At 58.6% G+C, this 26,353-nt stretch carries 22 protein-coding genes and 1 pseudogene; 15 read left to right on the top strand and 8 right to left on the bottom strand.

The features are described 5' to 3' along the window. The first annotated feature begins 56 nt into the window (after positions 1-56). Positions 57-1,484, top strand: a complete 1,428-nt coding sequence (locus ACQK2Q_RS07185) for an aldehyde dehydrogenase family protein (RefSeq protein ID WP_425409064.1) — start codon at positions 57-59, stop codon at positions 1,482-1,484. Positions 1,485-1,917: 433 nt separating this feature from the next. Here ACQK2Q_RS07185 and fghA read toward each other — a convergent pair whose 3' ends face one another. From fghA to ACQK2Q_RS07200, 3 genes are all read right to left on the bottom strand, one after another. Then, positions 1,918-2,757 (bottom strand): S-formylglutathione hydrolase, encoded by an 840-nt coding sequence (gene fghA / locus ACQK2Q_RS07190; protein ID WP_425409065.1) that lies wholly within the window; start codon positions 2,755-2,757, stop codon positions 1,918-1,920. A 168-nt stretch (positions 2,758-2,925) separates the two neighbouring features. Then, positions 2,926-3,480: a hypothetical protein gene (locus ACQK2Q_RS07195; RefSeq protein ID WP_425409066.1), complete on the bottom strand. Its 555-nt coding sequence runs from the start codon at positions 3,478-3,480 to the stop codon at positions 2,926-2,928. Between the two features lie 75 nt (positions 3,481-3,555). After that, the gene (locus tag ACQK2Q_RS07200; protein WP_425409067.1) at positions 3,556-4,668 is read right to left on the bottom strand and encodes an S-(hydroxymethyl)glutathione dehydrogenase/class III alcohol dehydrogenase; all 1,113 of its coding nucleotides are present in this window, start codon (positions 4,666-4,668) and stop codon (positions 3,556-3,558) included. Positions 4,669-4,847: 179 nt separating this feature from the next. Between ACQK2Q_RS07200 and ACQK2Q_RS07205 the strand changes: the two genes are divergently transcribed. The 10 genes and pseudogenes from ACQK2Q_RS07205 (at position 4,848) to ACQK2Q_RS07250 (ending at position 13,422) form a co-directional block, all read left to right on the top strand. Next, positions 4,848-6,059 (top strand): glycine C-acetyltransferase, encoded by a 1,212-nt coding sequence (locus tag ACQK2Q_RS07205; protein ID WP_425409068.1) that lies wholly within the window; start codon positions 4,848-4,850, stop codon positions 6,057-6,059. Between the two features lie 27 nt (positions 6,060-6,086). Next, positions 6,087-6,257, top strand: coding sequence for a hypothetical protein (locus ACQK2Q_RS07210; protein ID WP_425409069.1), 171 nt, complete (start codon positions 6,087-6,089; stop codon positions 6,255-6,257). A gap of 130 nt (positions 6,258-6,387) precedes the next feature. Next, the gene (tdh, locus tag ACQK2Q_RS07215) at positions 6,388-7,422 is read left to right on the top strand and encodes an L-threonine 3-dehydrogenase (protein ID WP_425409070.1); all 1,035 of its coding nucleotides are present in this window, start codon (positions 6,388-6,390) and stop codon (positions 7,420-7,422) included. 32 nt (positions 7,423-7,454) lie between these two features. After that, the gene (locus ACQK2Q_RS07220) at positions 7,455-8,696 is read left to right on the top strand and encodes an OmpA family protein (protein ID WP_425409071.1); all 1,242 of its coding nucleotides are present in this window, start codon (positions 7,455-7,457) and stop codon (positions 8,694-8,696) included. A gap of 33 nt (positions 8,697-8,729) precedes the next feature. Next, positions 8,730-9,191: a RidA family protein gene (locus tag ACQK2Q_RS07225; RefSeq protein WP_425409072.1), complete on the top strand. Its 462-nt coding sequence runs from the start codon at positions 8,730-8,732 to the stop codon at positions 9,189-9,191. Further along, positions 9,191-10,344, top strand: a pseudogene (locus ACQK2Q_RS07230) (GNAT family N-acetyltransferase). The gene ACQK2Q_RS07225 and the pseudogene ACQK2Q_RS07230 overlap by 1 nt, the downstream one beginning before the upstream one ends. A 9-nt stretch (positions 10,345-10,353) precedes the next feature. Then, on the top strand, positions 10,354-10,584 hold the full coding sequence (locus ACQK2Q_RS07235) for a putative signal transducing protein (RefSeq protein ID WP_425409073.1): 231 nt from the start codon (positions 10,354-10,356) through the stop codon (positions 10,582-10,584). Further along, complete coding sequence (locus ACQK2Q_RS07240; RefSeq protein WP_425409074.1) at positions 10,581-11,015, top strand: HIT family protein; 435 nt, start codon at positions 10,581-10,583, stop codon at positions 11,013-11,015. Before ACQK2Q_RS07235 ends, ACQK2Q_RS07240 begins: the two co-directional genes overlap by 4 nt. Before the next feature lie 317 nt (positions 11,016-11,332). Further along, the gene (locus ACQK2Q_RS07245) at positions 11,333-12,586 is read left to right on the top strand and encodes an SMP-30/gluconolactonase/LRE family protein (RefSeq protein WP_425409075.1); all 1,254 of its coding nucleotides are present in this window, start codon (positions 11,333-11,335) and stop codon (positions 12,584-12,586) included. A 38-nt stretch (positions 12,587-12,624) separates the two neighbouring features. Further along, positions 12,625-13,422 (top strand): hypothetical protein, encoded by a 798-nt coding sequence (locus ACQK2Q_RS07250; protein ID WP_425409076.1) that lies wholly within the window; start codon positions 12,625-12,627, stop codon positions 13,420-13,422. Here the strand turns inward: ACQK2Q_RS07250 and clpA are convergent, their stop codons facing one another. The 3 genes from clpA to ACQK2Q_RS07265 all read right to left on the bottom strand — a co-directional run bounded on the left by clpA (position 13,423) and on the right by ACQK2Q_RS07265 (position 16,764). Next, the gene (gene clpA / locus ACQK2Q_RS07255) at positions 13,423-15,753 is read right to left on the bottom strand and encodes an ATP-dependent Clp protease ATP-binding subunit ClpA (RefSeq protein WP_425409077.1); all 2,331 of its coding nucleotides are present in this window, start codon (positions 15,751-15,753) and stop codon (positions 13,423-13,425) included. It lies immediately after the preceding gene. A gap of 4 nt (positions 15,754-15,757) precedes the next feature. Continuing rightward, positions 15,758-16,099 (bottom strand): ATP-dependent Clp protease adapter ClpS, encoded by a 342-nt coding sequence (clpS, locus tag ACQK2Q_RS07260; RefSeq protein WP_425409078.1) that lies wholly within the window; start codon positions 16,097-16,099, stop codon positions 15,758-15,760. A gap of 221 nt (positions 16,100-16,320) precedes the next feature. Beyond that, complete coding sequence (locus ACQK2Q_RS07265) at positions 16,321-16,764, bottom strand: phasin family protein (protein WP_425409079.1); 444 nt, start codon at positions 16,762-16,764, stop codon at positions 16,321-16,323. Between the two features lie 352 nt (positions 16,765-17,116). Between ACQK2Q_RS07265 and ACQK2Q_RS07270 the strand changes: the two genes are divergently transcribed. From ACQK2Q_RS07270 to asnB, 4 genes are all read left to right on the top strand, one after another. Next, positions 17,117-18,544 carry a D-alanyl-D-alanine carboxypeptidase gene (locus ACQK2Q_RS07270; RefSeq protein WP_425409080.1) on the top strand — a complete coding sequence of 476 codons (1,428 nt, stop codon included), beginning with the start codon at positions 17,117-17,119 and terminating at the stop codon, positions 18,542-18,544. Positions 18,545-18,675: 131 nt separating this feature from the next. Further along, complete coding sequence (acs, locus tag ACQK2Q_RS07275; RefSeq protein WP_425409081.1) at positions 18,676-20,619, top strand: acetate--CoA ligase; 1,944 nt, start codon at positions 18,676-18,678, stop codon at positions 20,617-20,619. 100 nt (positions 20,620-20,719) lie between these two features. After that, positions 20,720-22,231, top strand: a complete 1,512-nt coding sequence (gene xrtA, locus ACQK2Q_RS07280) for an exosortase A (protein WP_425409082.1) — start codon at positions 20,720-20,722, stop codon at positions 22,229-22,231. Positions 22,232-22,234: 3 nt separating this feature from the next. Then, entirely contained in the window at positions 22,235-24,118 is a 1,884-nt protein-coding gene (asnB, locus tag ACQK2Q_RS07285; protein WP_425409083.1) for an asparagine synthase (glutamine-hydrolyzing), read from the top strand. Here the strand turns inward: asnB and ACQK2Q_RS07290 are convergent. Together ACQK2Q_RS07290 and ACQK2Q_RS07295 are read right to left on the bottom strand one after the other, a co-directional pair. Next, positions 24,115-25,173 carry a GNAT family N-acetyltransferase gene (locus ACQK2Q_RS07290; RefSeq protein ID WP_425409084.1) on the bottom strand — a complete coding sequence of 353 codons (1,059 nt, stop codon included), beginning with the start codon at positions 25,171-25,173 and terminating at the stop codon, positions 24,115-24,117. The two genes, asnB and ACQK2Q_RS07290, sit on opposite strands and share 4 nt — an antisense overlap. Continuing rightward, a complete protein-coding gene (locus ACQK2Q_RS07295) occupies positions 25,166-26,299 on the bottom strand; it encodes a glycosyltransferase family 4 protein (RefSeq protein ID WP_425409085.1) in 1,134 nt (377 codons plus the stop codon). The genes ACQK2Q_RS07290 and ACQK2Q_RS07295 overlap by 8 nt, the downstream gene beginning before the upstream one ends. Positions 26,300-26,353: the final 54 nt, after the last annotated feature.

The following is a 26,353-nucleotide window of genomic DNA, read 5'->3' on the forward strand; positions in this document are numbered from 1 at the left end:
GACGATATAGCGCCCAGCAATGACTTCACGCGAACCCTGAACGGGAGGAGCCTCAGATGCGCGACTACACGAAATTTTATATCGGCGGCGAATGGATCGAGCCAAAAGGCGCGAAAACGCTGGACGTCATCAACCCGGCGACGGAAAAGCCCGCGGGCAAAATCAGCCTGGGGAGCGAGAGCGATGTGGACGCCGCCGTCGCGGCGGCGCGCGCTGCATTTGACGACTGGCGCAATACCTCGCTCGACGATCGCATTGGCGTCATGTCGAAAATCATCGAGACCTACAAATCCCGCGCGAGCGATATCGCCGCTGCAATCACCGAGGAAATGGGCGCCCCCGCCTGGCTCGCCGAAGGCCCGCAGGCCATGTCGGCGCTCGGCCATTTCATGACCGGGATCAAGGCGGCGAAAGACTTCGCGTTTGAGGAAGATTACGGCGCGAGCCGCGTGGTGAAGGAGCCGATTGGCGTTTGCGGTTTCATCACGCCGTGGAACTGGCCGATCAACCAGATCGCGGCGAAGTTCGCGCCGGCGATGCTCACCGGCTGCACGATCGTTCATAAGCCTTCCGAAATCGCGCCCTTCTCCGCCTATCTTTTCGCCGAAGTCCTGCACGAAGCGGGACTGCCCAAGGGCGTCTACAACCTCGTTAACGGCGACGGGCCGACGGTGGGCGCCGCCATCGCCGCTCACGACGGCATCGACATGGTGTCGTTCACCGGCTCGACGCGCGCGGGCGTTGACGTGGCGCAAAAGGCCGCGCCGACAGTCAAGCGCGTGCATCAGGAGCTGGGCGGCAAGTCGCCGAACATCATTCTTGAAGATGCGGACCTCGACAAGGCGATCAAGGCGTCGGTTTCCGGCATGATGGCGAATTCCGGCCAGTCCTGTAACGCGCCGTCGCGCATGATCGCGCCGAATTCCAAAATGGAGGAGATCGTCAAACGCGCCGTCGAGGCGGCGGAAGGCTGGACGCCGGGCGATCCGGCATCGGCGAAAATGGGGCCGGTCGTCTCCGAGGCGCAATGGGACAAGATTCAGGGCCTGATCGAGGAAGGCGTCAAGGAAGGCGCCACCGTCGTCAAGGGCGGTCACGGGAAACCGGAAGGTCTTGAAACGGGTTACTATGTGCGCCCGACGATCTTCGCCAATGTCACCAACGACATGACCATCGCGCGCGAGGAAATTTTCGGCCCGGTCCTGTGCATTATCGGTTACGACACGGAGGAAGAAGCCATAAACATCGCCAACGACACAGAATACGGCCTTGCCGGTTATGTGCATAGCGGCGACATTGAACATGCGCGCGAAGTGGCCGCGAAAATCCGCGCCGGGTATATTTACCTCAATGGCGCGCAGATGGATTTCACCGTGCCGTTCGGCGGGTTCAAACGCTCCGGCAACGGGCGCGAGTTCGGCCGTCACGCCTTTGATGAATTTCTCGAATTGAAATCCGTCGCGGGCTACGCGCCCGCGGCGTAAACGTCCTGTTCCGGAAAAGTTGCGCAACTTTTTCCCGCGCATTTTTCGCGCCGTTCCCTGGCTGGCGGCGAATGTTGTGCAACTTTCAATGGTCATTTTCGTTTTATACTCAAAAAATCTCGTCATCCTTCAAGACAAAATTTTCCTACATCCTGAAAAGGCCGGAAGACCGTCTCGAAGAGCGAAGGAAAATTTTCCTCAGGATGAAGCGCTACCCGTTCATCGATAGCGACCCTACGCGTTAACCATGCGCCCGTGGACAAACGGCGTATTTGCACGCCGCGTTGGTGAGCGCGAATATTCACAAAACGCCTGATCTATTGAGGTTGAACGGGCGAGTGCAGCCCGTGCTTTTCGCCCCAGACGCGATGAATGTTGCGCCGCGCGCACCATTTATTTCTCCTCCCCCATTCATGGGGGAGGAAAAACTGCCTCACAGCCGCTCGGCGTGCCAGCGCAGATGATCTTCGATGAAGGTCGATATGAAATAGTAAGAATGGTCGTAGCCGTCTTGCATGCGCAGCGTCAGTTTCTGTCCGGCCTTGTTTGCAGCCGCCGCGAATAACTCCGGGCGCAACTGCTCTTCAAGAAAATTATCCGCCGTACCCTGATCGATGAGAATTTCGGTCTGCGTCGTATGTTTGGCGACAAGTTCCGTCGCGTCATAATCGGCCCAGTCGGTGGCGTTGGACCCCAGATAATTCGAAAAGGCTTTCTCGCCCCACGGAACCTGTGACGGCGCGACGATGGGCGCGAAGGCGGAGCAGGTTTTGAATTGCTCCGGGTTTTTGAGGTGGATCGTGAGCGCGCCGTGCCCGCCCATGGAGTGACCGAATATTCCGGCGCGCGCGGCATCCACGGGAAACTCTTTTTCGATCAGCGCAGGCAGTTCGCGCGTGACGTAGTCGTACATATTATAATGCTTGGACCACGGGTCTTGCGTGGCGTTCAGATAAAATCCGGCGCCGAGCCCGAAATCATACGCCTCGTCCTTGTCGTCGGGCACGCCTTCACCCCGCGGGCTTGTATCCGGCGCAACGACGATCAGCCCCAGTTCCGCCGCGACGCGCTGAAAGCCCGATTTGGTGATGAAATTCTCTTCGGTGCAGGTCAGCCCCGACAGCCAGGTGAGCACGGGGAACGGCCCCGCCCCGTGCGTTTCTTCCGGCGGCGTGAACACCGCGAATTTCATCTCGCAATGACACGCACCGCTTTGGTGCGCGTAGACGGCTTGGCGGCCGCCGAAGGATTTTGTGGATGAAACCTGCTTCATAACCTATTTCCGATCATTCCGGCGCAAGCCGGAATCCAGTGAAAGAATAAAGCCGGGCTTCGCCCGACAATTTGAAACGCTGGGTCCCGGCTTCCGCCGGGATGAGCGGCGTGTCAATAAGCTTCGGGTCTGCCTCATGGCTCAGCGAATATATCAAATTCACGATTGTTATGATTGGACTTCCGATTCTTTTTGATGCCCCGCAGATCGCAACCAATTGAATATGCGAGCAAGATAGGACGGTCGAAAAGCCATGGCCGACGCGACGATCACTATTGAAAAGTTGGAGATGAAGCTGTTCCAGTGAATGATATTTCGCTGAGACGTTCCAAAGTGAGATTCCTGCGTGGGAGATTCGCCTGCCCGTTGGATAAGCCAGCTCGCCCAATCAATCAGGATTGGAGGCAGATGCATGGCAAGATAAGCGATGCCGATTAAAAAACTACCAATAGCAATCAATGTCTGTGCATCGATATTGAGATTTAAGTCCGGCTTTTTGCTATTGCTGAGTACACGTCGCGAAAGCCACGGGGCGGTGAACCATGCAATAACACCAAGAATCAACCACACTCCAAACGCAGCGAGTTGAAAAATGATACTCCGGTCTGGCGTGCCGCTGAGGGTCATCTCAACGTAGACTGGCGCCAGCATAAGAGAGTTGATGATAGCACTCGCCGACCAGAGTCTGATCATCACAACGATGATTGCGTGAACTGAAGTCATTGCGTTCGACCTCGCTTGAAATGATTTATTCAGTCGAACGCAACTCTATTAGTTATAAGCGCTCGCGCTGCAATATCAATAAACCACCACGCTTCGAATACTCTTTCCCTCATGCATCAGGTCAAACGCCTTGTTGATGTCTTCGAGCGGCATGGTGTGGGTGATCAGCGGGTCGATCTGGATTTTCTTGTCCATATACCAGTCGACGATTTTCGGCGTGTCGGTGCGCCCGCGCGCCCCGCCGAAGGCCGTGCCTTTCCAGACGCGGCCCGTAACGAGCTGAAACGGCCGCGTTGAGATTTCCTTGCCCGCTTCGGCGACGCCGATGATGATCGATTCGCCCCAGCCGCGGTGGCAGCATTCCAGCGCCTGGCGCATCACATCCGTATTGCCGGTGCAGTCGAATGAGTAATCCGCGCCGCCGCCGGTGAGTTCGATGACCTTGTCGACGACATTCCCGGCGCCAATCTCTTGCGCGTTGACGAAATCCGTCATGCCGAATTCGCGGGCGATGCCTTCGCGCGCAGGGTTAATGTCAACGCCGATGATCTTGTCGGCGCCCACCATCTGCGCGCCCTGAATGACGTTGAGCCCGATGCCGCCAAGCCCGAAGACGGCGACATTGGCGCCGGGTTCAACCCCCGCCGTCCACACCACGGCGCCGACGCCGGTGGTGACGCCGCAGCCGATATAGCAGGCCTTGTCGAAGGGGGCGTCTTTTCTGATTTTCGCCACGGAATATTCCGACAGGACGGTGAAATTCGAAAAGGTCGAGCAGCCCATATAATGCGCCAGCGGCTTTCCCTTCCATGAAAAGCGGCTCGTGCCGTCGGGCATCACACCCTTGCCTTGCGTCGCGCGCACGGACGTGCACAGGTTTGATTTCTGCGACAGGCAGGTTTTGCACTGGCGGCATTCCGCCGTGTACAGAGGAATTACATGATCGCCGGGCGCGACGGACGTGACGCCCTTGCCGACCTCGCGCACGATCCCGGCGCCTTCATGACCGAGGATCGAGGGGAAAATGCCTTCACTGTCCTTGCCTTCCAGCGTATAGGCGTCGGTGTGGCAGATGCCCGTCGCCATGATCTCCACAAGCACCTCGCCTTCTTTCGGGCCTTCCAGGTCCACTTCCTCAATAACCAGCGGTTTGTTGGGTTCGACAGCAATGGCGGCTCTGGTTTTCATGTCGTTTCTTCCATTTTGTTACGATTGCGCACACAAGTTTGCTAATTTAACGCAATAAATCAACCTGGCGCCGGCGGCAAAGTGCTACGGGCGCTCCGGACCGGTCGTTGACCCGCCGCCCCGGCGGCGCCAAACCAATAGCGCCGCATTATCGCCAGCAGAACAGATAGGGACCCGCCATGCGCCGCGCCTTTTATGACCGAATCGCCGCGACAATAGAAGACATCCGCGATCAGGGGCTGGAAAAAATCGAGCGCCAGATCACTTCGCCGCAAGGCCCGGTGATCGAGGTCGAGCATAAGGGCGCGCGCAAAAAAGTGCTGAATTTCTGCGCCAACAATTATCTCGGCCTCGCCGACAGCAAGGCGCTGGTTGAGGCGGCGAAAACCACCATGGACGAATATGGTTACGGCATGGCTTCGGTGCGCTTCATCTGCGGCACCACCGATCTGCACAGACGCGTGGAACGCGAAATCGCCGATTTTCTGGGTTATGAGGATTCCATATTGTTCGCCGCCTGCTTTGACGCCAATGGCGGCGTGTTCGAGCCGCTGCTGGAAGCGGAGGACGCGATCATTTCCGACGCGCTCAACCACGCCTCCATCATCGACGGGGTGCGCTTGTGCAAAGCCAAACGCTATCGCTTCGCCAATTCCGATATGGACGATCTGCGCATGCAGCTGCAACAGGCGGAGACGGACGGCGCGCGCACAAAGCTGATCGTCACTGACGGCGTATTTTCCATGGACGGCTATATCGCAAAGCTGGACGAAATTTGTGCGCTTGCGGATGAATTCGACGCGCTGGTCATGGTCGACGATGCGCACGCCACCGGCTTCATGGGACCCCATGGCGAGGGCACGCCCGCCCATTGCGGCGTCGCCAGACGCATCGATATTTTAACGGGCACGCTCGGCAAGGCGCTGGGCGGCGGCATGGGCGGGTATATCTGCGCGTCGGAAAAAGTCGTGCACCTGTTGCGCAATCGCGCCCGGCCCTATCTTTTTTCCAATGCGCTGACGCCGGCGCTTCTCGGCGCGAGCCTGAAAACGCTGGAGCTGATACGCGACGGCGCGGGGCTTCGCGAACAGCTCTTTCGCAATGCGCGCCGGTTTCGCGAACAGATGACCGCGGCGGGTTTTGAACTCCTCCCCGGCGAGCATCCGATCATTCCCATCATGATCTACGACGCCAAAAAAGCCGGCGATATGGCGGCGGCGCTGATGGATGAAGGCGTCTATGTTACGGCGTTTTCATTTCCTGTCGTGCCAAAGGAAAAAGCGCGCATCCGAACGCAAATGTGCGCCGCCCATACTGACGATCAGGTTGACGAGGCCGTCGCGGCTTTCGTCAAGGTCGGGGAACAAATGGGCGTTATCAAGCGTTCCTAGGGACAAGGTTGCAAAGGAGAAGACGCCATGGGCGCCGAAAAGAAACCGACCAAGGAAGAACAGAAGGAACTGGACGAAGCGCTGGACGAATCCTTCCCCGCAAGCGATCCGCCGGCGCCGGCCAGCCCGCCGACCGAAAGTGAGAAGATCGACGAGCGCCGTGAAGACAAGGACGATAAGAAAGACAAAAAATCCTGATCGCCGCGAAAACAGCCCGTGTTCATCCAAGCGTGAACAATAACAGCGCCGTCGCCATAGTGACGGCGCTTTTTTTGCCTGTTAAGAACATGGCCTTCGCGTTCTGTAAAACGCCAACAAATGGTGCGCCATGAAAGCCCTGATGAAAGCCAAACCCGAAGAAGGCATCTGGATGGTCGATACAAGCCGTCCCGAAGTCGGCGTCAATGACGTGCTGATCAAGGTGAAACGCTCAGCCATCTGCGGCACGGACGTTCATATTTATAACTGGGACGACTGGGCGCAGGAAACGATTCCCGTACCGATGACCGTGGGGCATGAATTCGCGGGCGAGATCGTTGAAATCGGCGCCGAGGTTCATCTTGAGCATTTCAACATGAAAATCGGCGACCGGGTCTCAGCCGAGGGCCATGTCACCTGCGGCTATTGCCGGAATTGCCGCGCGGGCAAGCGCCATCTTTGCCGCAACACGGTCGGGGTCGGCGTCAACCGGCCGGGCTCTTTCGCGGAATATGTCGCCGTGCCCGCGTTTAACGTCTACAAACTGCCTGAAGCCGTCTCCGACGATATGGGCGCGATCTTCGATCCTTACGGAAACGCCACGCACACCGCCCTCGCCTTTGACCTTGTGGGCGAGGATGTCCTGATAACCGGCGCCGGGCCCATTGGGATCATGGCGGCGGCGATCGCGAAGTTTTGCGGCGCGCGCCACGTCGTGGTCACCGACGTCAACGATTACCGGCTCGATCTGGCGCAAAAAATGGGCGCGACGCGCACGGTAAACGTGGCCAATGATTCGCTGAAAGACGTCATGTCCGATTTGAAAATGACCGAAGGCTTTGATGTGGGCCTGGAAATGTCAGGCGTGCCGTCCGCTTTCCAGACCATGCTCGATACGATGAATCACGGCGGCAAGATCGCCATGCTGGGGATCATGCCCAAGGGCGCCGGCGTCGACTGGGACAAGGTGATTTTCAAAGGGCTTGAAATTAAAGGCATCTACGGCCGACGCATGTTCGAGACCTGGTACAAAATGGGCGCCATGCTGCAGGCCGGCCTCGACCTTTCACCCATCCTCACGCACCGCTATGCCATAGACGACTATCAAAAAGGGTTCGATGTCATGCGCTCGGGCCAGTCAGGCAAAGTTATCCTGGAGTGGTGACAATCCGCGCGTGACGCGGCAAAACGCCCGTCATGAAGACTCTGCTGAAAATTTTTCTCGGCCTGTCGCTGGTCGCCCTGATCGGTGTCGCCGCCGTCAGTGTGGAGAATGTTCCGGGTTCTGCGGCGACGGCGGAATCGAAACTGCGCCAGCGCGCCGCCGATGCGCTCGGCGTTTCCGCCGCGCAATGGGCGGCATTCGAAATAGACGGACAAAAACTTGTCATCAGCGGGGAAGCGCCAAGCGAAGAAACGCGCGCGGCGCTGGTTCAGCGCATGTCATCGGCGCAATGGCGGGGCGGCGCACTGCTTGGCGGCGTCACAGCCGTTGACGCCAGCGGCCTGACCGCAGCGCCGGCGGCGCCCATCGCGGACCCCTTCACGCTCATTGCGCAATATGAAAACGGCGCCGTCACTCTCACCGGTTACGCGCCCAACGATGATACGCGCCACGCCATGCGCGAACTTGCGCGCGCCGCCTTCCCTGGCGCGGAAATATCCGGAACCATTGATCTCGCAGCCGGCGCGCCGGCGCCGGAACATGAGTGGCTTTCCGCCGTCAATCTCGTTCTCGCCGGTCTTGCGCAATTACAACACGGCGAAGCCGTGATCAGCGGCGCACAAATCGAGATATCGGGAACGGCGCGGTCTCAATCCTCCCGCCAGTCGCTGACGAACTTGTCAGCGCGATTGCCGGACGCCTTTGCGACAACAATCGATGTTGCTGTCGATGCGCCGCCGCCAGAGGAAACACGCACAGAATTACCCGAAGAAACACCTGAATTGACAGCGGAAGCACAATCGCAACCGGACGAACAGGCGGTGGGATCCTCCCCCGAAGCGGCGGCGCTCCCTGCAGACACGCCAGCCGCTCCTGAAGAAAACGAAGAAGAACCGGCGGCGCCCGATTGCGTTGCACTTCTTCAAGCCGCCGCCAATGAAAGACGCATCGGTTTTTCCAGCGCGCGCGCCGATATCGATACGCGTTCGCGCAACCAGCTCCGGGAAATCGCATCGCAGTTAAGCAACTGCCCGCAGGCGCGCCTGCGCGTCACCGGCCACACCGACGCCAGCGGCAACGCCGCGCGCAACCTGCAACTCAGCGGTTATCGCGCTGACGCAGTGCGCACATTTTTAACATCCGTCGGCGCGCCGGCCGCGCGCATTACCGCGCGCGGCGTCGGGTCGGCGCAGCCGCTCGTCAGCAATGCGACGCCCGCGGGGCGTGAACGCAACCGGCGGATTGAGATTGAAGTCATCGCAACCGATGAATAGCTTACGATCATTGTTTGAAAAAAGGACGCGCCCATGACCGGTATCGATGCAAAACTTGACGAACTCGGAATCATCCTGCCTGAACCGGCTGCGCCCGTCGCCAATTACGTGCCGTATGTGATTACGGGCAATCACGTTTTTATTTCCGGTCAGGTCTCCATCGGTCCGAACGGGCTGATCGCGGGAAAAGTCGGCAAGGACGTGTCCTACGAGAATGGCGTCGAAGCGGCGCAGGCCTGCGGCGTGAATTTGATCGCGCAACTGAAAAACGCCTGCGGCGGCGATCTGGGCCGCGTGAAGCGCGTTGTAAAACTTGGCGCATTCGTCAATTGTGCGGATGATTTCACGGATCAGCCGAAAATCGTCAACGGCGCTTCCGACCTGATGGTGGCCGTGTTTGGCGATGCAGGCCGCCATGCGCGGGCCGCGGTCGGCGCGCCAAGCCTGCCCATGAATGCGGCGGTTGAAATCGACGGAGTGTTTGAGATCGATTAATGCCCGACGGTTCACAGTCCCTGGTTGCGCGCACGGTTTCGTCAATTCACGACATTGACGCAAAAGCATGGGACGCGCTCGCCAATCCGTCGGCGAAAACATTCAATCCATTCGTTGCACACGCTTTTCTTTCTGCGCTTGAGGATTCTAAATCCGTAACCCCTGAAAACGGCTGGGCGCCAATGCATCTTGTCGTCGAAGACGGCGCCGCCATCACTGGCGCCGCGCCGCTTTATGCAAAGGGCCACAGCCAGGGCGAATATGTCTTTGATCATCACTGGGCGACGCCTATGCGCGCGCGGGCGGCGCGTATTATCCAAAGCTTTTATGCGCCGCGCCGTTCACGCCCGTTCCGGGCCCGCGTCTGCTGGCTTTGAATGACGCGGCAAAGACGACGCTCGCGCTCGCATTTCGTCAGGTAACGGAACAACTGGGCGCCTCTTCGGCGCATATCAATTTTATGGAGGGGGCGGACAAGACCGCCTCGGAACGCGCCGGCTATCTGGCCCGCATGGGCGAGCAATATCACTGGCTGAACCGCGGCTATCAATCATTCGACGACTTTCTGGGCGCCCTCGCCTCTCGCAAGCGCAAGGCGATCCGCCGGGAGCGGCGCGAAGCCAATGCCGGGCTGGCGATCCGCCGCCTGCGCGGGCCGGACATCACAGAAGCGCACTGGGACGCCTTCTGGCTGTTTTATCAGGATACAGGCGCGCGAAAATGGGGCTATCCGTATCTGACGCGCACATTTTTCCGGCTTATTGCAGAGCGTATGCCCGACAGCCTGTTGCTCATTGTGGCGGAACGGGACGGCGCGCCGGTGGCTGGCGCGTTGAACTTTATCGGCGGCGACGCGATTTACGGGCGCTATTGGGGCTGCACGGAAGATATTCCCTTCCTGCATTTTGAATTGTGCTATCATCAGGCCGTGGAATTTGCGATTGAACATCGTCTGTCGCGCGTCGAAGCGGGCGCGCAGGGACAACACAAGATTGCGCGCGGCTACGAGCCGGTCGCGACATGGTCCGCGCACTGGATACCGGATGAGGGTTTTCGCGATGCGATCGGGCGCTATCTGGAAGCGGAACGCATGGAAACACGCATGGAAATCGACGCCCTGAAAAATTTCACGCCGTTCAAAAAAAGCCTGTAGAAGGATTTTATGAAAGTCATCAAACGCACGCATAATCAGCAGGAAGCCAAAATAATTGTCAGCTTTTTGCAATCGCACAATATTGACGCCGAGTTGCTTGACGGCGCGGTGAACTCCATTCTGCCCGTCGTCATGGGCGTGCGCATCGCCGTGCCCGACGACCAGGAAGCCGAAGCGGTCGCGCTGTTGAAAAACGCGGACCGCGGCGGCGCCCGCATCGATGAGGGTAAGAGCGAATGAGTCTGGATACGGATTACGATAACGACAATATTTTTGCGAAGATTATCCGCGGCGATATGAATTGCGTGAAACTGTACGAGACAGATGACATTCTCGCTTTCATGGATGTGTTTCCGCAAAGCGAGGGCCACTGTCTTGTCATTCATAAACACGCAAAAGCGACCAGCCTTTTCGATATTTCCCCTGACGACCTCTCGGCGCTCGCGCAGGCCGTGCAAAAAGTCGCGAAGGCTGTGAAAGAGGCGCTTGCGCCGGACGGCGTGCGCATTGCGCAGTTTAACGGCGCCCCGGCGGGCCAGACCGTCTATCACCTGCATTTTCATATAATTCCGGTTTTCGAAGGCAAGCGCTTAGACGACCATGCCCGCGGCGGCCCCGCCGAAGCGGCGGCGCTGGAGCCGGCGGCAAAAAAAATCCGCGATAAAATCTGAAACAGCCGGGCTCGCGAATTCGTGTTTTGCGCCGCGCCGCCTCAGCCGGTTATTCAAGCATGGGCGTAAAGTTTCGCCGCCCCTGTTGTGGTGTAGAGTGTGCGGCCGCAAATCCCTTCCAATTCGCGGCTGTTCGCTCGTCCGCTGGCGCGCGGCCTTACCGGTCCTGCGCGCCCGCTAGAAGGCCGCCGCGAACCTTCCCTCGCGGCGGTCTTTTTCGGTTAGCGGAGCGTTTCATACGGCGAAGCGATCGATCATTCATTGCCTTTTGATGACAAATCCGTTTCTCCTGACAGCGAATAATGAAGGGGCGCAACATGAAACGATTTCTGCCGTCAATTTTTGGCGCGCTGGCGCTGGCCGGCGCAGCAGCGGCGCAAGCGCCGCAGACCTATCAGGACCATATGGCGCGCGCAGGCGAAGCCTTTCAGTCTGAAGACTGGGCCGCGCTGAACGAACATCTGGACGCGGCGCAGGAAATCCGCACCTATTCCTTATATGTCTGGCGCAATCGCATCCTCGCGCGGATGCTGGCGGAACGCCCCGATGAAGCGCTGGCGCTCGCCGAAAAAGCGGCGGGACGCGGCCTCGTTCTGAACCTTTCCGGTCATCCGGCGTTCGAGGCGCTGACAGCCTTACCGCAATACGCACCCATCGCTGCGCAGATGGAGGCGAACGCCGCGCCGGCCGGCGAAGCTGACATTGTGTTTAACCATGAACAGGCGGACCTCCTTCCCGAAGCTCTCGCCTATGGCAAACGCAAGATTTTTTATCTCGGTTCGGTCGCAAACGGATCAATTTTAAAAGCCGGCCGCAAGGGCGATGTAGAAACCTTAGCTACCGCGCCGGGCGGCGTTTTTGATATCGAAGCGCGCGGCAAGACCGTCTGGGCTGTCGTCAACAATCAACTCGCCTATAAAGACGCCGACCCGGAAGCGCCGTTTGCAGCGGTCATGGCGTTTCGTGCAAAAGACGGCGCACTCCAGCGCGACATCCGCGCCGCCGAAGACGAAGCGCTGTTCGGCGATCTGGAAATCGCGAAAGACGGAACGGTTTACGCCAGCGATTCATTGACTCCGCGCCTGTTTCGCATGGCGCCGGACGGCGAGACGCTGGACGTCTTCGCCGAAGACCCGCGTTTCGCGAACTTGCAGGGCATAGCGCTCGATGAAAAAAACAACCGCATCTTTGTCGCCGATTATCTCACCGGGCTGTTTGTTATCGATACGCAAACCGGCGCCGCGACGGCGCTTGAAAACACCGCTGACGCGCATCTCGGCGGCATAGACGGGCTTTATCTTTACGATGGCGATCTGATCGGCATCCAGAACGGCGCGACCCCGCAGCGCATCGTTCGTATCGAAATCGACGATGAAGTTTCGGAAATCACAGGCTTCACTGTCATGCAACAGGCGCTGGAGGAATGGAACGAGCCAACGCATGGCGCGGTTGTCGACGGCGCGTTTCACTATATCGCGACCTCCAACTGGCCTTCTTACGATCAGGAGTGGAATGTGCGTGAAGACGCGGCGCTCAAACCGCTGAAAATCATGTCGGTCCCGCTCGAATAACGCCATACTGTGCGCGAAACCATTCAGGAAAACGCGCCTTGCTGGAAATCGCCGACGGACACTACAGCGCATGGATAGCGCCGGAGGCCGGCGGATCGCTCATGTCGCTGCGCTATCGCGGACGGGACATGCTTCGCCCGGCCGCCAATATTGAAACCGTCGCCGCCGATCCGCGAGAGGCCGCATGTTATCCTTGCGTGCCCTGGTTTGGGCGGCTTCGCGGCGGCCTCGATTTTGGCGCCCGTCACTATGACCTCGCGCCAACGCTACCCGCTTGCGATCCGGAACACGCGCTGCACGGCCATGTCTGGACGCAAGCCTGGGAAATTTCGCGCCGCGCGCCCGCGCGTGCAACGTGCCGTCTGGATTATCAGCCCGCGCCGATGATGTTCCCTTTTCCCTTTCGGGCCGAACAGTCATTTTATTTCGATCGGGGGTTCCATCTTTCGCTTCGCATTACCAATATCGGTTGTGGTGCGATGCCGGCCGGGCTGGGCCTGCACCCGTTCTTCCCGAATGGCGAAGACGCCGAAATAAACATAGCGGAAACGACTGGTGAAAACGGCGACCCGGCGGCCATCGAACACAGCGGGCCCGTTCCGTCCAAAGACATCGACAAGACATTACGCGGCTGGAACGGGCGCGCGGAAATTGTACAGAACAGCATGCGTATCGCCATGCGAAGCAATGCGCGGTTCCTGCATCTCTACTCGCCGGAAAATGCGGATTTTTTCTGCGCCGAGCCTATCACGCACGAACCCGGCGACTTCGGGAGCGATCACCTCGCTCCCGGAGAGGATATGGAAATTACCCTGCGCTTGCGCGCTGAGGAATGATTATTCCATCAGCGCGGGGACGTTGGCGCCGTCGCCGCCGTCTTTTGGCTTGTCCGGACTTTCCGGGTCCGGAATATAATCGAATGCGAGCTTGCTCGTGTCTTTTTCATCCACCAGCACCCGCACGACGCCGCCGCCCTTAAGGCTGCCGAACAGGATTTCATCGGCGATCGGCTTTTTGACATATTCCTGAATGGTGCGGGCCAGCGGCCTTGCGCCCATTTCATCGTCAAAGCCCTTATCGGCCAGCCATTTCGTGGCCGCTTCGCTAAGCTCGAAAGTAACGCCCCGGTCGGCCAGCTGCGCTTCGAGTTGCAGCACAAATTTCTCAACGATGCGGTTGATAATCGCCGGCGAGAGTCCCGCGAACTGAATGGTGGCGTCCAGCCGGTTGCGGAATTCAGGCGTGAACATTTTCTTGATCGCGGCTTCGGTTTCGTCGGTCTTCTTGCCGCCTGCGAACCCGATGGCGAACTGCGCCGCGTCAAATGCGCCTGCATTTGTCGTCATGATAATGATCACATTGCGGAAATCGACCTTGCGTCCATTGGCGTCGGTCAACTGTCCGTTGTCCATCACCTGCAGCAGAATATTGAAGATTTCCGGATGCGCTTTCTCGATTTCATCCAGCAGCAATACGCAATGCGGGTTCTGGTCAATGGCGTCGGTCAAAAGCCCGCCCTGATCGAAACCCACATAGCCCGGCGGCGCGCCGATCAGGCGCGATACCGTATGCCGCTCCATATATTCCGACATATCGAAACGCACGAGCTCCAGGCCCATGACGAGACCAAGCTGCTTGGCGACTTCCGTTTTGCCGACGCCGGTGGGACCGGCGAAGAGATAAGAGCCGATCGGCTTTTCCGGCTCGCGAAGCCCGGCGCGCGCCAGTTTGATGGCGGCGGCGAGCTGGTCGATAGCCTCGTCCTGTCCGAAGACGACGCGGCGCAAATCCTCTCCGAGCTTTTGCAGTCGTTCGGTGTCGGATTTGGAAACGCTTTTCGGCGGAATGCGCGCCATCTTGGCGACGACTTCCTCGATCTGCGATTCGCCAATAATTTTCACGCGCTTGTCCTCGGTGAACAGCATCTGGCGCGCGCCGGCCTCATCGATGACATCAATCGCCTTGTCGGGCAATTTGCGGTCGGTCATGTATTTCGAAGAAAGCTCGGCGGCGGCGCGGATGGCTTCGTCCGTATATTCCAGCTTGTGGTGCTTTTCGAAATAGGGTTTCAGTCCCATCAGAATTGCGACCGTGTCTTCTTTCGAAGGCTCGACCACATCGATCTTCTGGAAACGGCGCGCCAGCGCGCGATCTTTTTCAAAATGCTGGCGATATTCTTTATACGTCGTAGATCCCATGCAGCGCAGCGCGCCCGATTGCAGCGCCGGCTTCAACAGGTTCGAGGCGTCCATGGCGCCGCCGGACGTTGCGCCCGCGCCGATGACCGTATGGATCTCGTCAATGAACAAAATCGCGTCTTCATGATCTTCAAGTTCTTTCAGGACGGATTTGATGCGCTCCTCAAAATCGCCCCGGTAGCGCGTGCCAGCGAGCAGCGCGCCCATATCGAGCGCGAAAATCGTCGCCTCGGCCAGCACTTCCGGCACGTCTTCATCGACAATCTTTCGCGCCAGCCCTTCAGCGATGGCGGTCTTGCCGACGCCCGGATCGCCCACCAGGAGCGGATTGTTCTTGCGGCGGCGGCAGAGCACCTGAATCGAGCGCTCGACTTCCGCCTCGCGGCCGATCAGCGGATCAATTTTACCAGCCCGCGCCTTGGCGTTGAGATCGACGCAGTAAGAATCAAGCGCGCTTTCCTGTTTGCCCTGCGCCGCCGCTTCGCCTTCTTCCGGCGCGCCGCGCGCCGGACGCGGCTGGCTCTCGCCGGCCCGTTTCGCAATGCCATGTGAGATATAATTCACGGCGTCGAAGCGGCTCATATCTTGCGCCTGCAGGAAATGCGCGGCGTGCGATTCGCGTTCGGCAAAGAGTGCGACCAGCACATTCGCGCCGGTGACCTCTTCGCGGCCGGAGGACTGCACATGAATGACCGCACGCTGAATAACGCGCTGAAAACTTGCTGTCGGTTTCGCCTGCTCGCCATTTTCAAGCGTCAGGTTCGCAAGTTCATTTTCAATAAATTCGTAAAGCTGGCGGCGAAGAAGATCGACATCCACATTGCATGCGCGCATCACCGCCGCCGCATCGCGGTCATCCGTCAGCGACAACAACAGATGTTCAAGCGTTGCGAGCTCATGTTCGCGTTCCGTTGCAAGCGCGATCGCGCGATGCAGGGCTTCGTCGAGATTTCTACTGAAAGACGCCACCAAACTACTCCCGTTCCATAGTACATTGCAGCGGATGCTGATTGCGGCGGGACAATTCCATCACTTGCGCGACTTTCGTTTCCGCAATCTCGTATGTGTAAACACCGCAAACGCCAATTCCGCTCTGATGGACGTGCAGCATGATCCGCACCGCTTCTTCCGGATCTTTTTTGAATATGGCCTGCAGCAACCACACCACAAACTCCTGCGGCGTATAATCGTCGTTCAGGAGGAGCACCTTGTAAAGCGACGGACGCTTCGTCTTGGGCGCCGTTTTCGATACGACGCCGACGCCCTGGCCCGGACCGACATGTGAATCCTGATCGTTTTCGTTGTCTTCAGCCATAGTTCCTACAGTTTCTGCAACTTGGGCGCGTAATGCAATGCAACGCGGCGCCGCCGTCCTTATTCGCCATCAATCGCGATCTCATTAGATATGTAGTCGGACAGGGTTGAAAAGACGCAAATTTTCCAAGTTTTTCATCACACCGAACTGTGATGAACAAAAAAGGCCCGGCGATACGCGCCGGGCCTCTTACGCAACTGGTACTAAAGTAACTTTGCGGGTTACGGGCGGTAAGCCTGAATTTTTTCCACGAGTTCAGAATAGCGGGCCGTCAGCGGCTCGACTGTTTCTTTTGTGGTTTCTGACCAGATATCAGCCACTTTGTTGATTTGGCCGAGGTTTTTTTCCATCGAGGAGCGCACGAAATCGCTGTTCAGCTCAATCGCTTCCTGCACCGTGGAAGACGATGCGGCGGCTTTCGCCTTGGCGACAGTGTCTTCAAACGCGGATTTCGAAAAAGCGGACTGCTCGGCGGTCAATTTTTCAACGCCTTTGGCGAAAGCGCCGGCGGAAGCCATAAGCGCTTCCAGTGATTCTTTGTGAAAATCGGCGACGGCGGTCATGCCTTCGGCGAATTTTTCGTAGCCGTCTTTGAACGATTCGGGGCTGAACCCGCTGATTTCAAACGCGTCGGCGGCGGTTTTGGTTTTCTTCGTAGCAGCCATGTCTAACATCTCCCTGGACGATTTTGGCATCAAGCTATTGATAAAATTGCGTTCTTTTCTCGAAAACGCCTCTTGTGCAGTGCAACATATGGATTGCTGTTCTATTCGTCAAGGAAAATTTTGTGCGTTGCACAATTTTTATTTCGGCGAGATTCGTAAAGGCTTCGTTAACGCTCCATTTACTGTGATGGGCCATGATGGCGTTTGCCGCTGCCAGCGGCACGGCGTTTGCTCCGCGATAGCGCGAAACCGGTCAAAAATAGACAGGAAGCGTTTTTCAAGGGGATGGGCGATAAAAAAACGCTGAAAAATCGGGGGGCGGCGTCTCTCGCATATTGAAAAATTTTAACGAATGGGCGAGGCTCGTTTCATGGTCATGGCTTGTCGTAGCGTATCAATTTTAGCCCTGGCGCTTGCAGTTGCGTTTTTGTTCACGCCGCAAGCCTATGCGAACTCGAAATATGCGGCATTCGTAATGCACGCTGATTCGGGCGATATCCTGTTTGACCGGTATTCGACGTCGCAGCGATACCCCGCTTCGTTAACCAAGATGATGACGCTCTATATGCTTTTCGACGCGCTCGAGCGCGGCGAGCTGACGCTTGATTCGAAAATCACCGTCTCACAACGGGCCGCAGGGCAGCCGCCGTCGAAGCTAGGCGTTTCATCCGGTTCAAAAATAGACGTCGAAACGGCTATTCAGTCTCTGGTGATCAAGTCGGCGAACGACATCGCCGTGGCCGTCGCCGAGGAACTCGCCGGTTCGGAATGGCGCTTTGCGCAAAAAATGACGGAAAAAGCGCGCGAACTCGGCATGCGGCGCACTACATTCCGGAACGCGTCCGGCCTGCCTAACTCCAAAATGGTGACGACCGCGCGCGACATGGCCACGCTCGGCCGCAGGGTCATGCAGGATTTCCCGCAATATTTTCATTATTTCAACGAGCAGAGCTTTAGCTGGGACGGACGCACCTATCGCACGCACAACTCCCTCGTGAAATCATTCGACGGCGCGGACGGGCTGAAAACCGGCTATACCCGCCGGTCCGGCTTCAACCTCACCACAACCGCCGAACGGGACGGCGTGCGCCTCATCGGCGTGGTGCTGGGCGGCCGCTCATCGCGGACCCGTGACGCGCATATGCGCAAAATCCTTGATGAAGCTTTTGCCGAGATCAAGCAGAAACCCGCGCTTATCGCCGCGCTACACCGCAACAGCCCCACTCCGCGCTTGAAGCCAACGCTCGCCGCCGTCATCGCTGCGACGGAAGCCGCGCCGACCATCGGCGATAATGAAGCATTGCGAAACGAGATTTTGACCGCCGCCGCGGCGATCACCGGAAACGAAAGCGCAGGCGAAACGGCTGTCCCCGATAATATCGGCGTTCTCATCGCACGCGCCGATACGGATGATTTCAACGAATTCGAACGCACCAAGCTCGCATCGCTCTATGCCAATGACGCAGGCTTTATCGGCGAAGGCGATCTTGAAACCGTATCTGTCATGGGCTGGAGCATTCAGATCGGCGCATATTCATCAAAACAGATGGCGCAGGACGAGCTGAACAAGGCCGTTCTGAAAATCGGTCTGGAAAATAGGAACATGGCCGTGCTTCCGACGCCGCTGGACGATGGCAAGACCTTATACCGCGCGCGGGTGGTCAAGCTTTCCGAGATTGACGCCGCAGCAGCCTGTGAAGCGCTGAAGGATAAAAAATTCTCCTGCTTCGTTGTCGCTGACGGCGGCGACGCCGGCGGCTTGACCAAAGCCGTCAACTAAATCCTGCGGAAGGGCAAGGCGAAGCCGCGCGGGCCCTTAAACCCATCATTTCATGCCATGAATTCGCCCGGCGCCTTTGCGCCCCCGGCCCCTTTCCCGTAGGTTTTCCGCGCAAAACGCCGGAGACCCTCATGACGGATCACAAGACGATTAAAGTCAGCGAAAACGCCGCCAGGCGCACGCTCACCAATAAATCCAAAGCAGAATCGCTGCGCGCGGACGCCAGCGCGGATGCGGCGGGGTTCTGGGCGGAGATCGCCGGACGGCTGGAATGGTCAAAACCGTTTTCTGAAGTCAAAGACGTCTCGTTCGACGCTGACGATCTGCATATCAAATGGTTTCATGACGGCGAGTTGAACGCCTGTGTGAACTGCCTCGACAGGCATCTGGAAGACAAGGGCGACGATATCGCCATCATCTGGGAGAGCGACGACCCCGAGATCGACAAGAAAATCACCTATCGCGAAGCCTTCGAAGAAACCTGCCGCATGGCGAATGTCCTGAAAGCGCGCGGCGTAAAAAAAGGCGACCGCGTTGTCATTTACATGCCGATGATTCCGGAAGCGGCTTACGCCATGCTCGCCTGCGCGCGGATCGGGGCGGTTCACTCAGTCGTCTTCGGCGGGTTCTCGCCCGACGCCCTGGCGAGCCGGATTGAAGATTGCGGCGCCGTCGCGGTCATCACCGCGGATGAAGGCGTGCGCGGCGGCAAGAATATCGCCTTGAAACAGAACGTCGACAAAGCGCTTGAAAAAGCAGGCGACGTTCGTCTCGTCCTGACCGTTGAGCGCACCGGCGCGGATATTCCCCTGAAAGCGGGCCGCGATCTGTTGTGGTACGGCGAAGCCCGAAACGATGTTTCGCCGGAATGCCCTGCGGAGCCCATGAATGCGGAAGATACGCTTTTCATTCTTTACACCTCCGGTTCGACGGGAAAACCAAAAGGCGTCCTTCACACGACCGGCGGCTATCTCGCCTACGCCGCCTATACCCATGAAATGGTCTTCGACTACAAGCCGGGCGATATTTATTGGTGTACGGCGGATGTGGGCTGGGTCACGGGCCACACCTATATTGTTTACGGACCGCTCGCCAACGGCGCGACGACACTGATGTTCGAAGGCGTGCCGACGTATCCGGACGCATCGCGTTTCTGGCGGGTTGTGGACAAGCACAAGGTGAATATTTTCTACACCGCGCCGACAGCAATCCGCGCGCTCATGCGCGACGGCGAAAAGTTCGTCACGCAAACGGACCGGTCTTCGCTGCGGCTGCTGGGCACGGTCGGCGAGCCAATCAATCCGGAAGCGTGGCTGTGGTATTACAATGTCGTCGGCGACGGGAAACTGCCGATCGTCGATACATGGTGGCAGACCGAAACCGGCGGTATTCTGATTTCCCCGCTGCCGGGCGCCACGGATCTGAAACCCGGCTCGGCGACCCTGCCCTTGCCCGGCGTTTTCCCGGCGATCGTCGACGCCGAGGGTAAGGAGCTGAAAGGCGCGTGCGAGGGCAATCTGATTTTAACGGATTCCTGGCCCGGTCAGATGCGGACGGTCTATGGCGACCACAAGCGGTTTATCGAGACCTATTTCAGCACCTATCCCGGCGCATATTTCACCGGCGACGGCGCGCGCCGGGACGAAGACGGCTATTACTGGATTACCGGCCGGGTTGACGACGTCATCAATGTCTCCGGTCACCGCATGGGCACAGCGGAAGTCGAAAGCGCGCTCGTGTCTCATGCGAAAGTCGCCGAGGCGGCAGTGGTCGGCTATCCCCATGACATCAAGGGTCAGGGCATCTACGCCTACGTCACGCTGATGGAGGGCGAAGAGCCGAACGAAGCGCTTGAAAAAGAATTGAGCGATCATGTGCGCAGCGAAATCGGACCCATCGCAAAACCAGATCTTCTGCATTTCACCCCCGGATTGCCGAAAACCCGTTCCGGCAAGATCATGCGGCGCATCCTGCGCAAGATCGCCGAAAACGATTATGGCTCGCTTGGCGACACGTCGACGCTCGCAGATCCCGGCGTGGTCGATTCGCTGATTGAAGGCCGGAAAAACCGCTGACACGCGACAAAACAGGCGCGAAGATCATTAACAAAAGGGAAACGCCGGTTTCGTAGTATAAGTCGCGCACGCCATGTGGGGCGAGGAAGCCGGACGGGCAATGGCCGCTTTTGTTTCTGAAATATCGACGGCGCGCCGCAGCGCGTGGACATTGCCGATACTGAGCTACGTCTTGTTCGCGGCGGCGTGCATAGCACTGCTCCACCCGACGGCGCTGCAGATGGCGATGACCTGGCTGCAATCATCCAGTCACCATCACGGCCTCGTGGTTGCGCCGCTGGCGCTCTGGATGATTTTGAGCCGGCCCCGCATCGCACCGTCAACACATGCATTAAGCCTGATCGGCGTGTTTCTCGCCAGCATTTTGTGGCTCGCCGGCCGTGCGGCGGGCGCGGCGATAGTTGAACAGATGGCTTTCGTCAGTCTGCTGATCGCCGGCGCGGGCGTGATTTTCGGCGCTGAGGCGCTGAAGCGCTGGGCCGCGCCGCTTTTGTTCTTATTTTTCATGGTTCCCGTGGGCGCCGTTCTTGTCCCTTATTTGCAGCAGGCGACCGCCCATACTGTTGTCGCGCTGCTCTCTGTGACCGGCATGGATGTCGGCATTGATGGAATTTTCATAGAAACGCCTGCGGGCCTTTTTGAAATCGCCGAGGCCTGCGCGGGTCTCAATTTCCTGCTCGCCGCGATGATGATTGCAGGCTTTTACGCGTGCCAGTTCTTGCGCACAAACAAAACGCGCGCTGCATTTTTTATCATTGCGGGAATTATCGCGCTTGCGGCAAACTTTATACGCGTATTTCTGCTCATCCTGATTGCGACAATCACACAAATGCGCGTGGCGGTAGGGCCGGATCATTTTGTCATCGGGCTTGTTTTTTACGCAGTTGTTCTCGTGATACTCATATCCATCGGTGAAAAAATGCGGGGGCGCGAACGCGCGATCGCCGATCGCGCGCCTTCAATGACAATCCGTCCATGGCGGCCGGTGACCGCCGCCGCGGCATTGGCGCCGCTGGCCGCGGCCTCCATATACGCCGTATGCGTCGTCAATTCGTCTGATCAACCGGCGGCGCCTTCAGAGATTTCACCGTTCAGCGCCGCCGGCTGGCGCATCCTGCCCGGACCGGACAATTGGCGACCGCCCCTTTCCGCCGATCGTGTGACGACGCAAACCTATGAGAGCGGCGCAGGACGCGTTTACACAGCGACGGCGTATTTCACCCATGACCGGCAAGGCGCGGAAATCGTCACCTATCAAAATCGCGCCTGGGACAGCGAGCATTGGCGGCGCATCGGCCGCGCAGAGCAAATGGTTTATCTCTTCGGCAAGGCGCAAATGACGCCGCTGGACCTGATCGCCGGCGCCGAGGGACGCCGCCTCGCCGCCATTACGGCGTATTGGCGCGGCGATGAAGTCTTCCTTGATCGGAATAAAATGAAACTGGCGCAAATGCTCGGCAAGCTGCGCGGTGAAAACCCGCCGGGCGGCGTCATCATTCTGACCGCAGCCTACCGGTCCGATCCGGCTGAGGCGATGGACGTTATTCGTCCGTTTACGCATCAGCTTGAAGAGTTTTCCGCCTGGCGCGCCAGAAACGGCGGCGCTGAATAAAAAATGTGCGGAATTGCCGGTATATTTGACTTGAACGGCGTTCGCGAGATTGATCGCGCCGCGTTGCAACGCATGACCAACGCCCTCATTCATCGCGGGCCGGACGGCGAGGGATATTATTTTGCGCCGGGCGTCGCTTTTGGTCACCGGCGCCTCGCCATCATTGACCGGGCGGGCGGCGTGCAGCCCTATCACGCGCAAACCCGCGACTGCGTGCTTTCCTATAATGGCGAGATCTATAATTACGAAGATCTCGCGCGCGGCATGCGCGCTGACGTCAATTTAAAGACGCGCTCCGATACCGAAGTCTTGGCCGAAGGGCTGGCGCGAAAAGGCGCGGATTTCATTCACGAATTGCGCGGCATGTTCGCTTTTTCATTCTGGTCGCCCGGCGATAACCGTTTGCTGCTGGCGCGCGACCGGCTGGGAGAGCGCCCGCTTTATTACGCTCAAACCGCTGACGGCTACCTCGTATTTGCATCGGAAATGGGCGCGCTCGTGGATTCCGGCATGATTGAAACGAGCCTCGATCCGCGTGCGGTCGCCGACTATTTTTATTACGGCTATACGCCGGATCCAAAAACAATTTATCGCGGGGTTTATAAATTGCCAGCCGCGCATACGCTCATCGCAGAGCGCGGGCGGGCCTTGCGCATTGAGCCTTACTGGCGGCCTGTATTCACGAACGGCGCGGCGCCCGCATTCGAAGACGCCTGCGCGCTGATGCGCGAACGACTGGATGAAGCCGTAAGCGGTCAGATGATGTCCGACGCGCCGCTTGGCGCGTTTCTCTCCGGCGGCGTCGACTCGGCGAGCGTCGTCTCATCCATGGCGCGCGCCGGCGGCGATCTGATTGCCTGCACCGTCGGCTTTGATGAAGAAACCCATGATGAGCGCCCGGCCGCCCGCGAGATCGCCGAAAAATTTGGCGCCGCACATTATGAAAGCACGGCCGCATGCGACGCCGCAGCGCTGATCGAGCGGATCGCCGCCGCATTCGGCGAGCCCTTCGCAGATTCATCAAGCCTGCCCGCCTTTCTTGTGGCGCAAAACGCCCGCCGGCATGTCACCGTGGCGCTGTCCGGCGATGGCGGCGACGAAATATTCGCCGGCTATCGCCGCTATCCGTTTTATCTTGGCGAAGAAAAGCTGCGCGCCGCTGCGCCCCTCTTATTGCGGCAAATGGTATTTGGAACCGCAGGCGCGCTTTATCCCAAGCTCGACTGGGCGCCAAAACCACTGCGATTTAAAACGACGTTTCAGGCGCTTGCGCAAACAGGCGCCGCCGGATACGCGGCCGCCGTCGCCATTAACCTCCCGGAACGGGTCAGCGCCATATTGAATAGCGATTTCAAAAGATCGCTGGACGGCTACAATCCTGCAATGGTGATCGCCGGCGTGATGGATGAAGCGGATACGGATGATCCGCTTGCGCGCGCGCAATACGCGGATATCAAAACCTGGCTGCCTGGCCGCATGCTGACGAAAACCGACCGGACTTCCATGGCGCACAGCCTCGAAGTGCGCCCGCCGTTGCTCGACCACAAGCTCGTGGAATGGGCGGGTTCGTTGCCATCGGCCTACAAGCTGAATGACGGCGAACGAAAGCGCATATTGAAGGCGGCTTTCGCACCGCGTCTCGGCGAGGAGTTCATAGCGCGTAAAAAGCAGGGTTTTGCGCCGCCGCTGACCCAATGGATGCGGCGGGAGCGAAACAATCCTGTTTTTCGCCTAAATGCATCGCGGCGCTGGCGTGAGAGCGGCCTATTCAACGAGCGCGCGGTAGACCGGATGATTCGCGCGCACCAGTCCGGCCGCTCCGATTGCGCGCAGGAATTATGGAGCGTCATTATGTTCGATGCGTTTTTGAAAACCAGCGCGCGCTAGCGTTTCATCATGTTCCGCAAATGATTGCGCCATGTGGGCCGTTCTATAACGAGCGATGTGAGTACGGTTTCCCGAACGCCCAGACGTTTTTTATAGTCCGCCTCGCCTGCGAGAAGGTCGTAAATTTTGTAGCCGGCGTCTGCATAATGTTGCGCCGCCATGACGTGCGCGAGAAAGCCCGGCGTCAGGCGATTGTCGCTTTCATACATGAAACCGCTCTGATAGTTCATGACGCGCTCGCCATGCGCAAAGTTATACAGAACGGCGATTGTCTCATCGCCGGCTTTCACTTCAAACAGATGCAATGCTCCTGGCGAACTCTCCCGAAGCCGTTCGTGAAAAGACAAAAGGCGCTGATTATCGAAAACGCTTTGCGCGCCCCAGCGGGATCCGTGCAAGGCGACTAGTTTGCGCCAGACATGTTCAAATTCGCTCTCGCCGCCGGCGACGGTGCGAACAGATAATGGCCCGCGCTCTTCGTAAAGCCGCATCGCGCGCTTGATCTTGGTTTGCAGCGATTTGCTGAGACCGGCGAGGATATCGCCTTTTTGCAGATTGCAGACAAAAACCGGTTGTTCGTTCAACACGCGGTGCGCCAGTCGCCGTTCTATGGCGCAGGCCCGCACCGCGTGGCTCATGTCAGGAGTTGTATTGCGAAACACACACGCGTCCATCCCGGAATTCGTATCGAGCATGGCGCAGACGGCGCCGTTGCGCGTCTCGCCGGGTGCGTCGGGCGCGATGAGAAAATCATTGTATTCCACGTAAACATCGTCATGCGCAGCAGAGCCGGTTTCCCGGAACCAGACTTCCCGCAATCCCAGCAGCGGCGGCTGGCGGCGGCGGACCGTGAATGCGCCAAGCAGCATAAGCGCACCGCCGCGCATTCCTTCGATCATATACAGCGCCGCATCATCGGGCGCGCCCGACAGCCATGCCGACATCCACGCCGGCGAATTGAAAAATTTCTGGCTGTCACAGCGTTCATATAGCGCCGCCCACCCCGATAAAAACGCAGACCGGTCGTCAAGCGGGCGGATTGCGGTTTCAAGCATGCCGTCCCGCCATGGAACGGTATAAATCACGGTGCGCTGCGACCATCCGCTCTACCGGAAACGCCGCCTTGGCCTTGCGTCTGTTGGCGGCCCCGATATCGGCGCGCGCCGTCGGGTTTTGCAGCATTTGCGCGAGTGCGTGCGTATAAGCCTCGTCATCGCCCGGCGGCGTCACGAAGGGAAGGTTTTCCGGCGACACCATTTTCGCAATGTCGCCGACATTGGTGGCGACGACAGGCAGGCCGGACGCCATCGCTTCCATCAGACTGATGGGCGCCTGCTCCGTGTCTGACGAGAGGGCGAAAATATCGAAACGGGCATAGGCTTTCGCCGGTTCCGATGTTGCGCCCGGCAGCGTGATGCGCCCGTCGCCATCGGCTGCGGCAGCAAGGCGCGCGCGTTCCGGCCCGTCGCCAACGATATGCAACAGCGCGCGCGCGTCGCTGTCGGCGGCTTTGAAGGCGGTGATCAGGCGCCTGTAGTTTTTTTCCGCCCGCAGCGAGCCAAGCGAGCCGACGACAATGTTGTGTGGTTTCGCATGATCCGCAACTTGCATACCGTCGACGTCTACGCCGTTTCCAATGCGCTTTACCTGATCGGCCCGGCGCGCCCATCGCGTGCGCGCCGCGTCTTCGAGACCGTGCGAAGGCGTGACGATTGTGCTCCTGCTCAGGATCAGCCGCCGCGCCCGGTCGCGGTTCCTGTTTTCATTTCCGCCGGTCTCGTCCGGTCCGAAACCATCCTCAAAATGGATATGCGGTTTTGCCGCGCCCATTCGGTTCGCGACCGCCGCTTCGATCGAACCCCAATTATAGGTGCATAAAATATCAGGGCTCGTTCTGGCGATCAGCTTACGGAAGGTCAGGATATTAGTAAGACTGAATCCGGCGGACTTTTTCATGGCGTAGGTGTTGAATTCAATTGGCGCGCCAGCGGCAAACAACCCGCGCGCGTCAAGCGCGCCGTCAAGCGAGAGAACAAGATGATGAAATTGAGGGCCCATCCGGTTTACCAGCGTGGCGAGACGCGCCTGCTGGCCGCCATGGGCAAAGCTCGGGAAAATATGCAGCAGCACCGTATTGCGTCCGGCGCCGGAATTTTCAGCGCTGTGTTGCATAACCGGCATGTGACAGGTTTCGCCGTTTCAGGCAAAGCCCCGCCGCGTCCGGCGTAGATATCG

Origin of the sequence: Hyphococcus sp., from assembly GCF_965228385.1 — a bacterium.
Classification (GTDB): Bacteria; Pseudomonadota; Alphaproteobacteria; order Caulobacterales; family Parvularculaceae; genus Hyphococcus.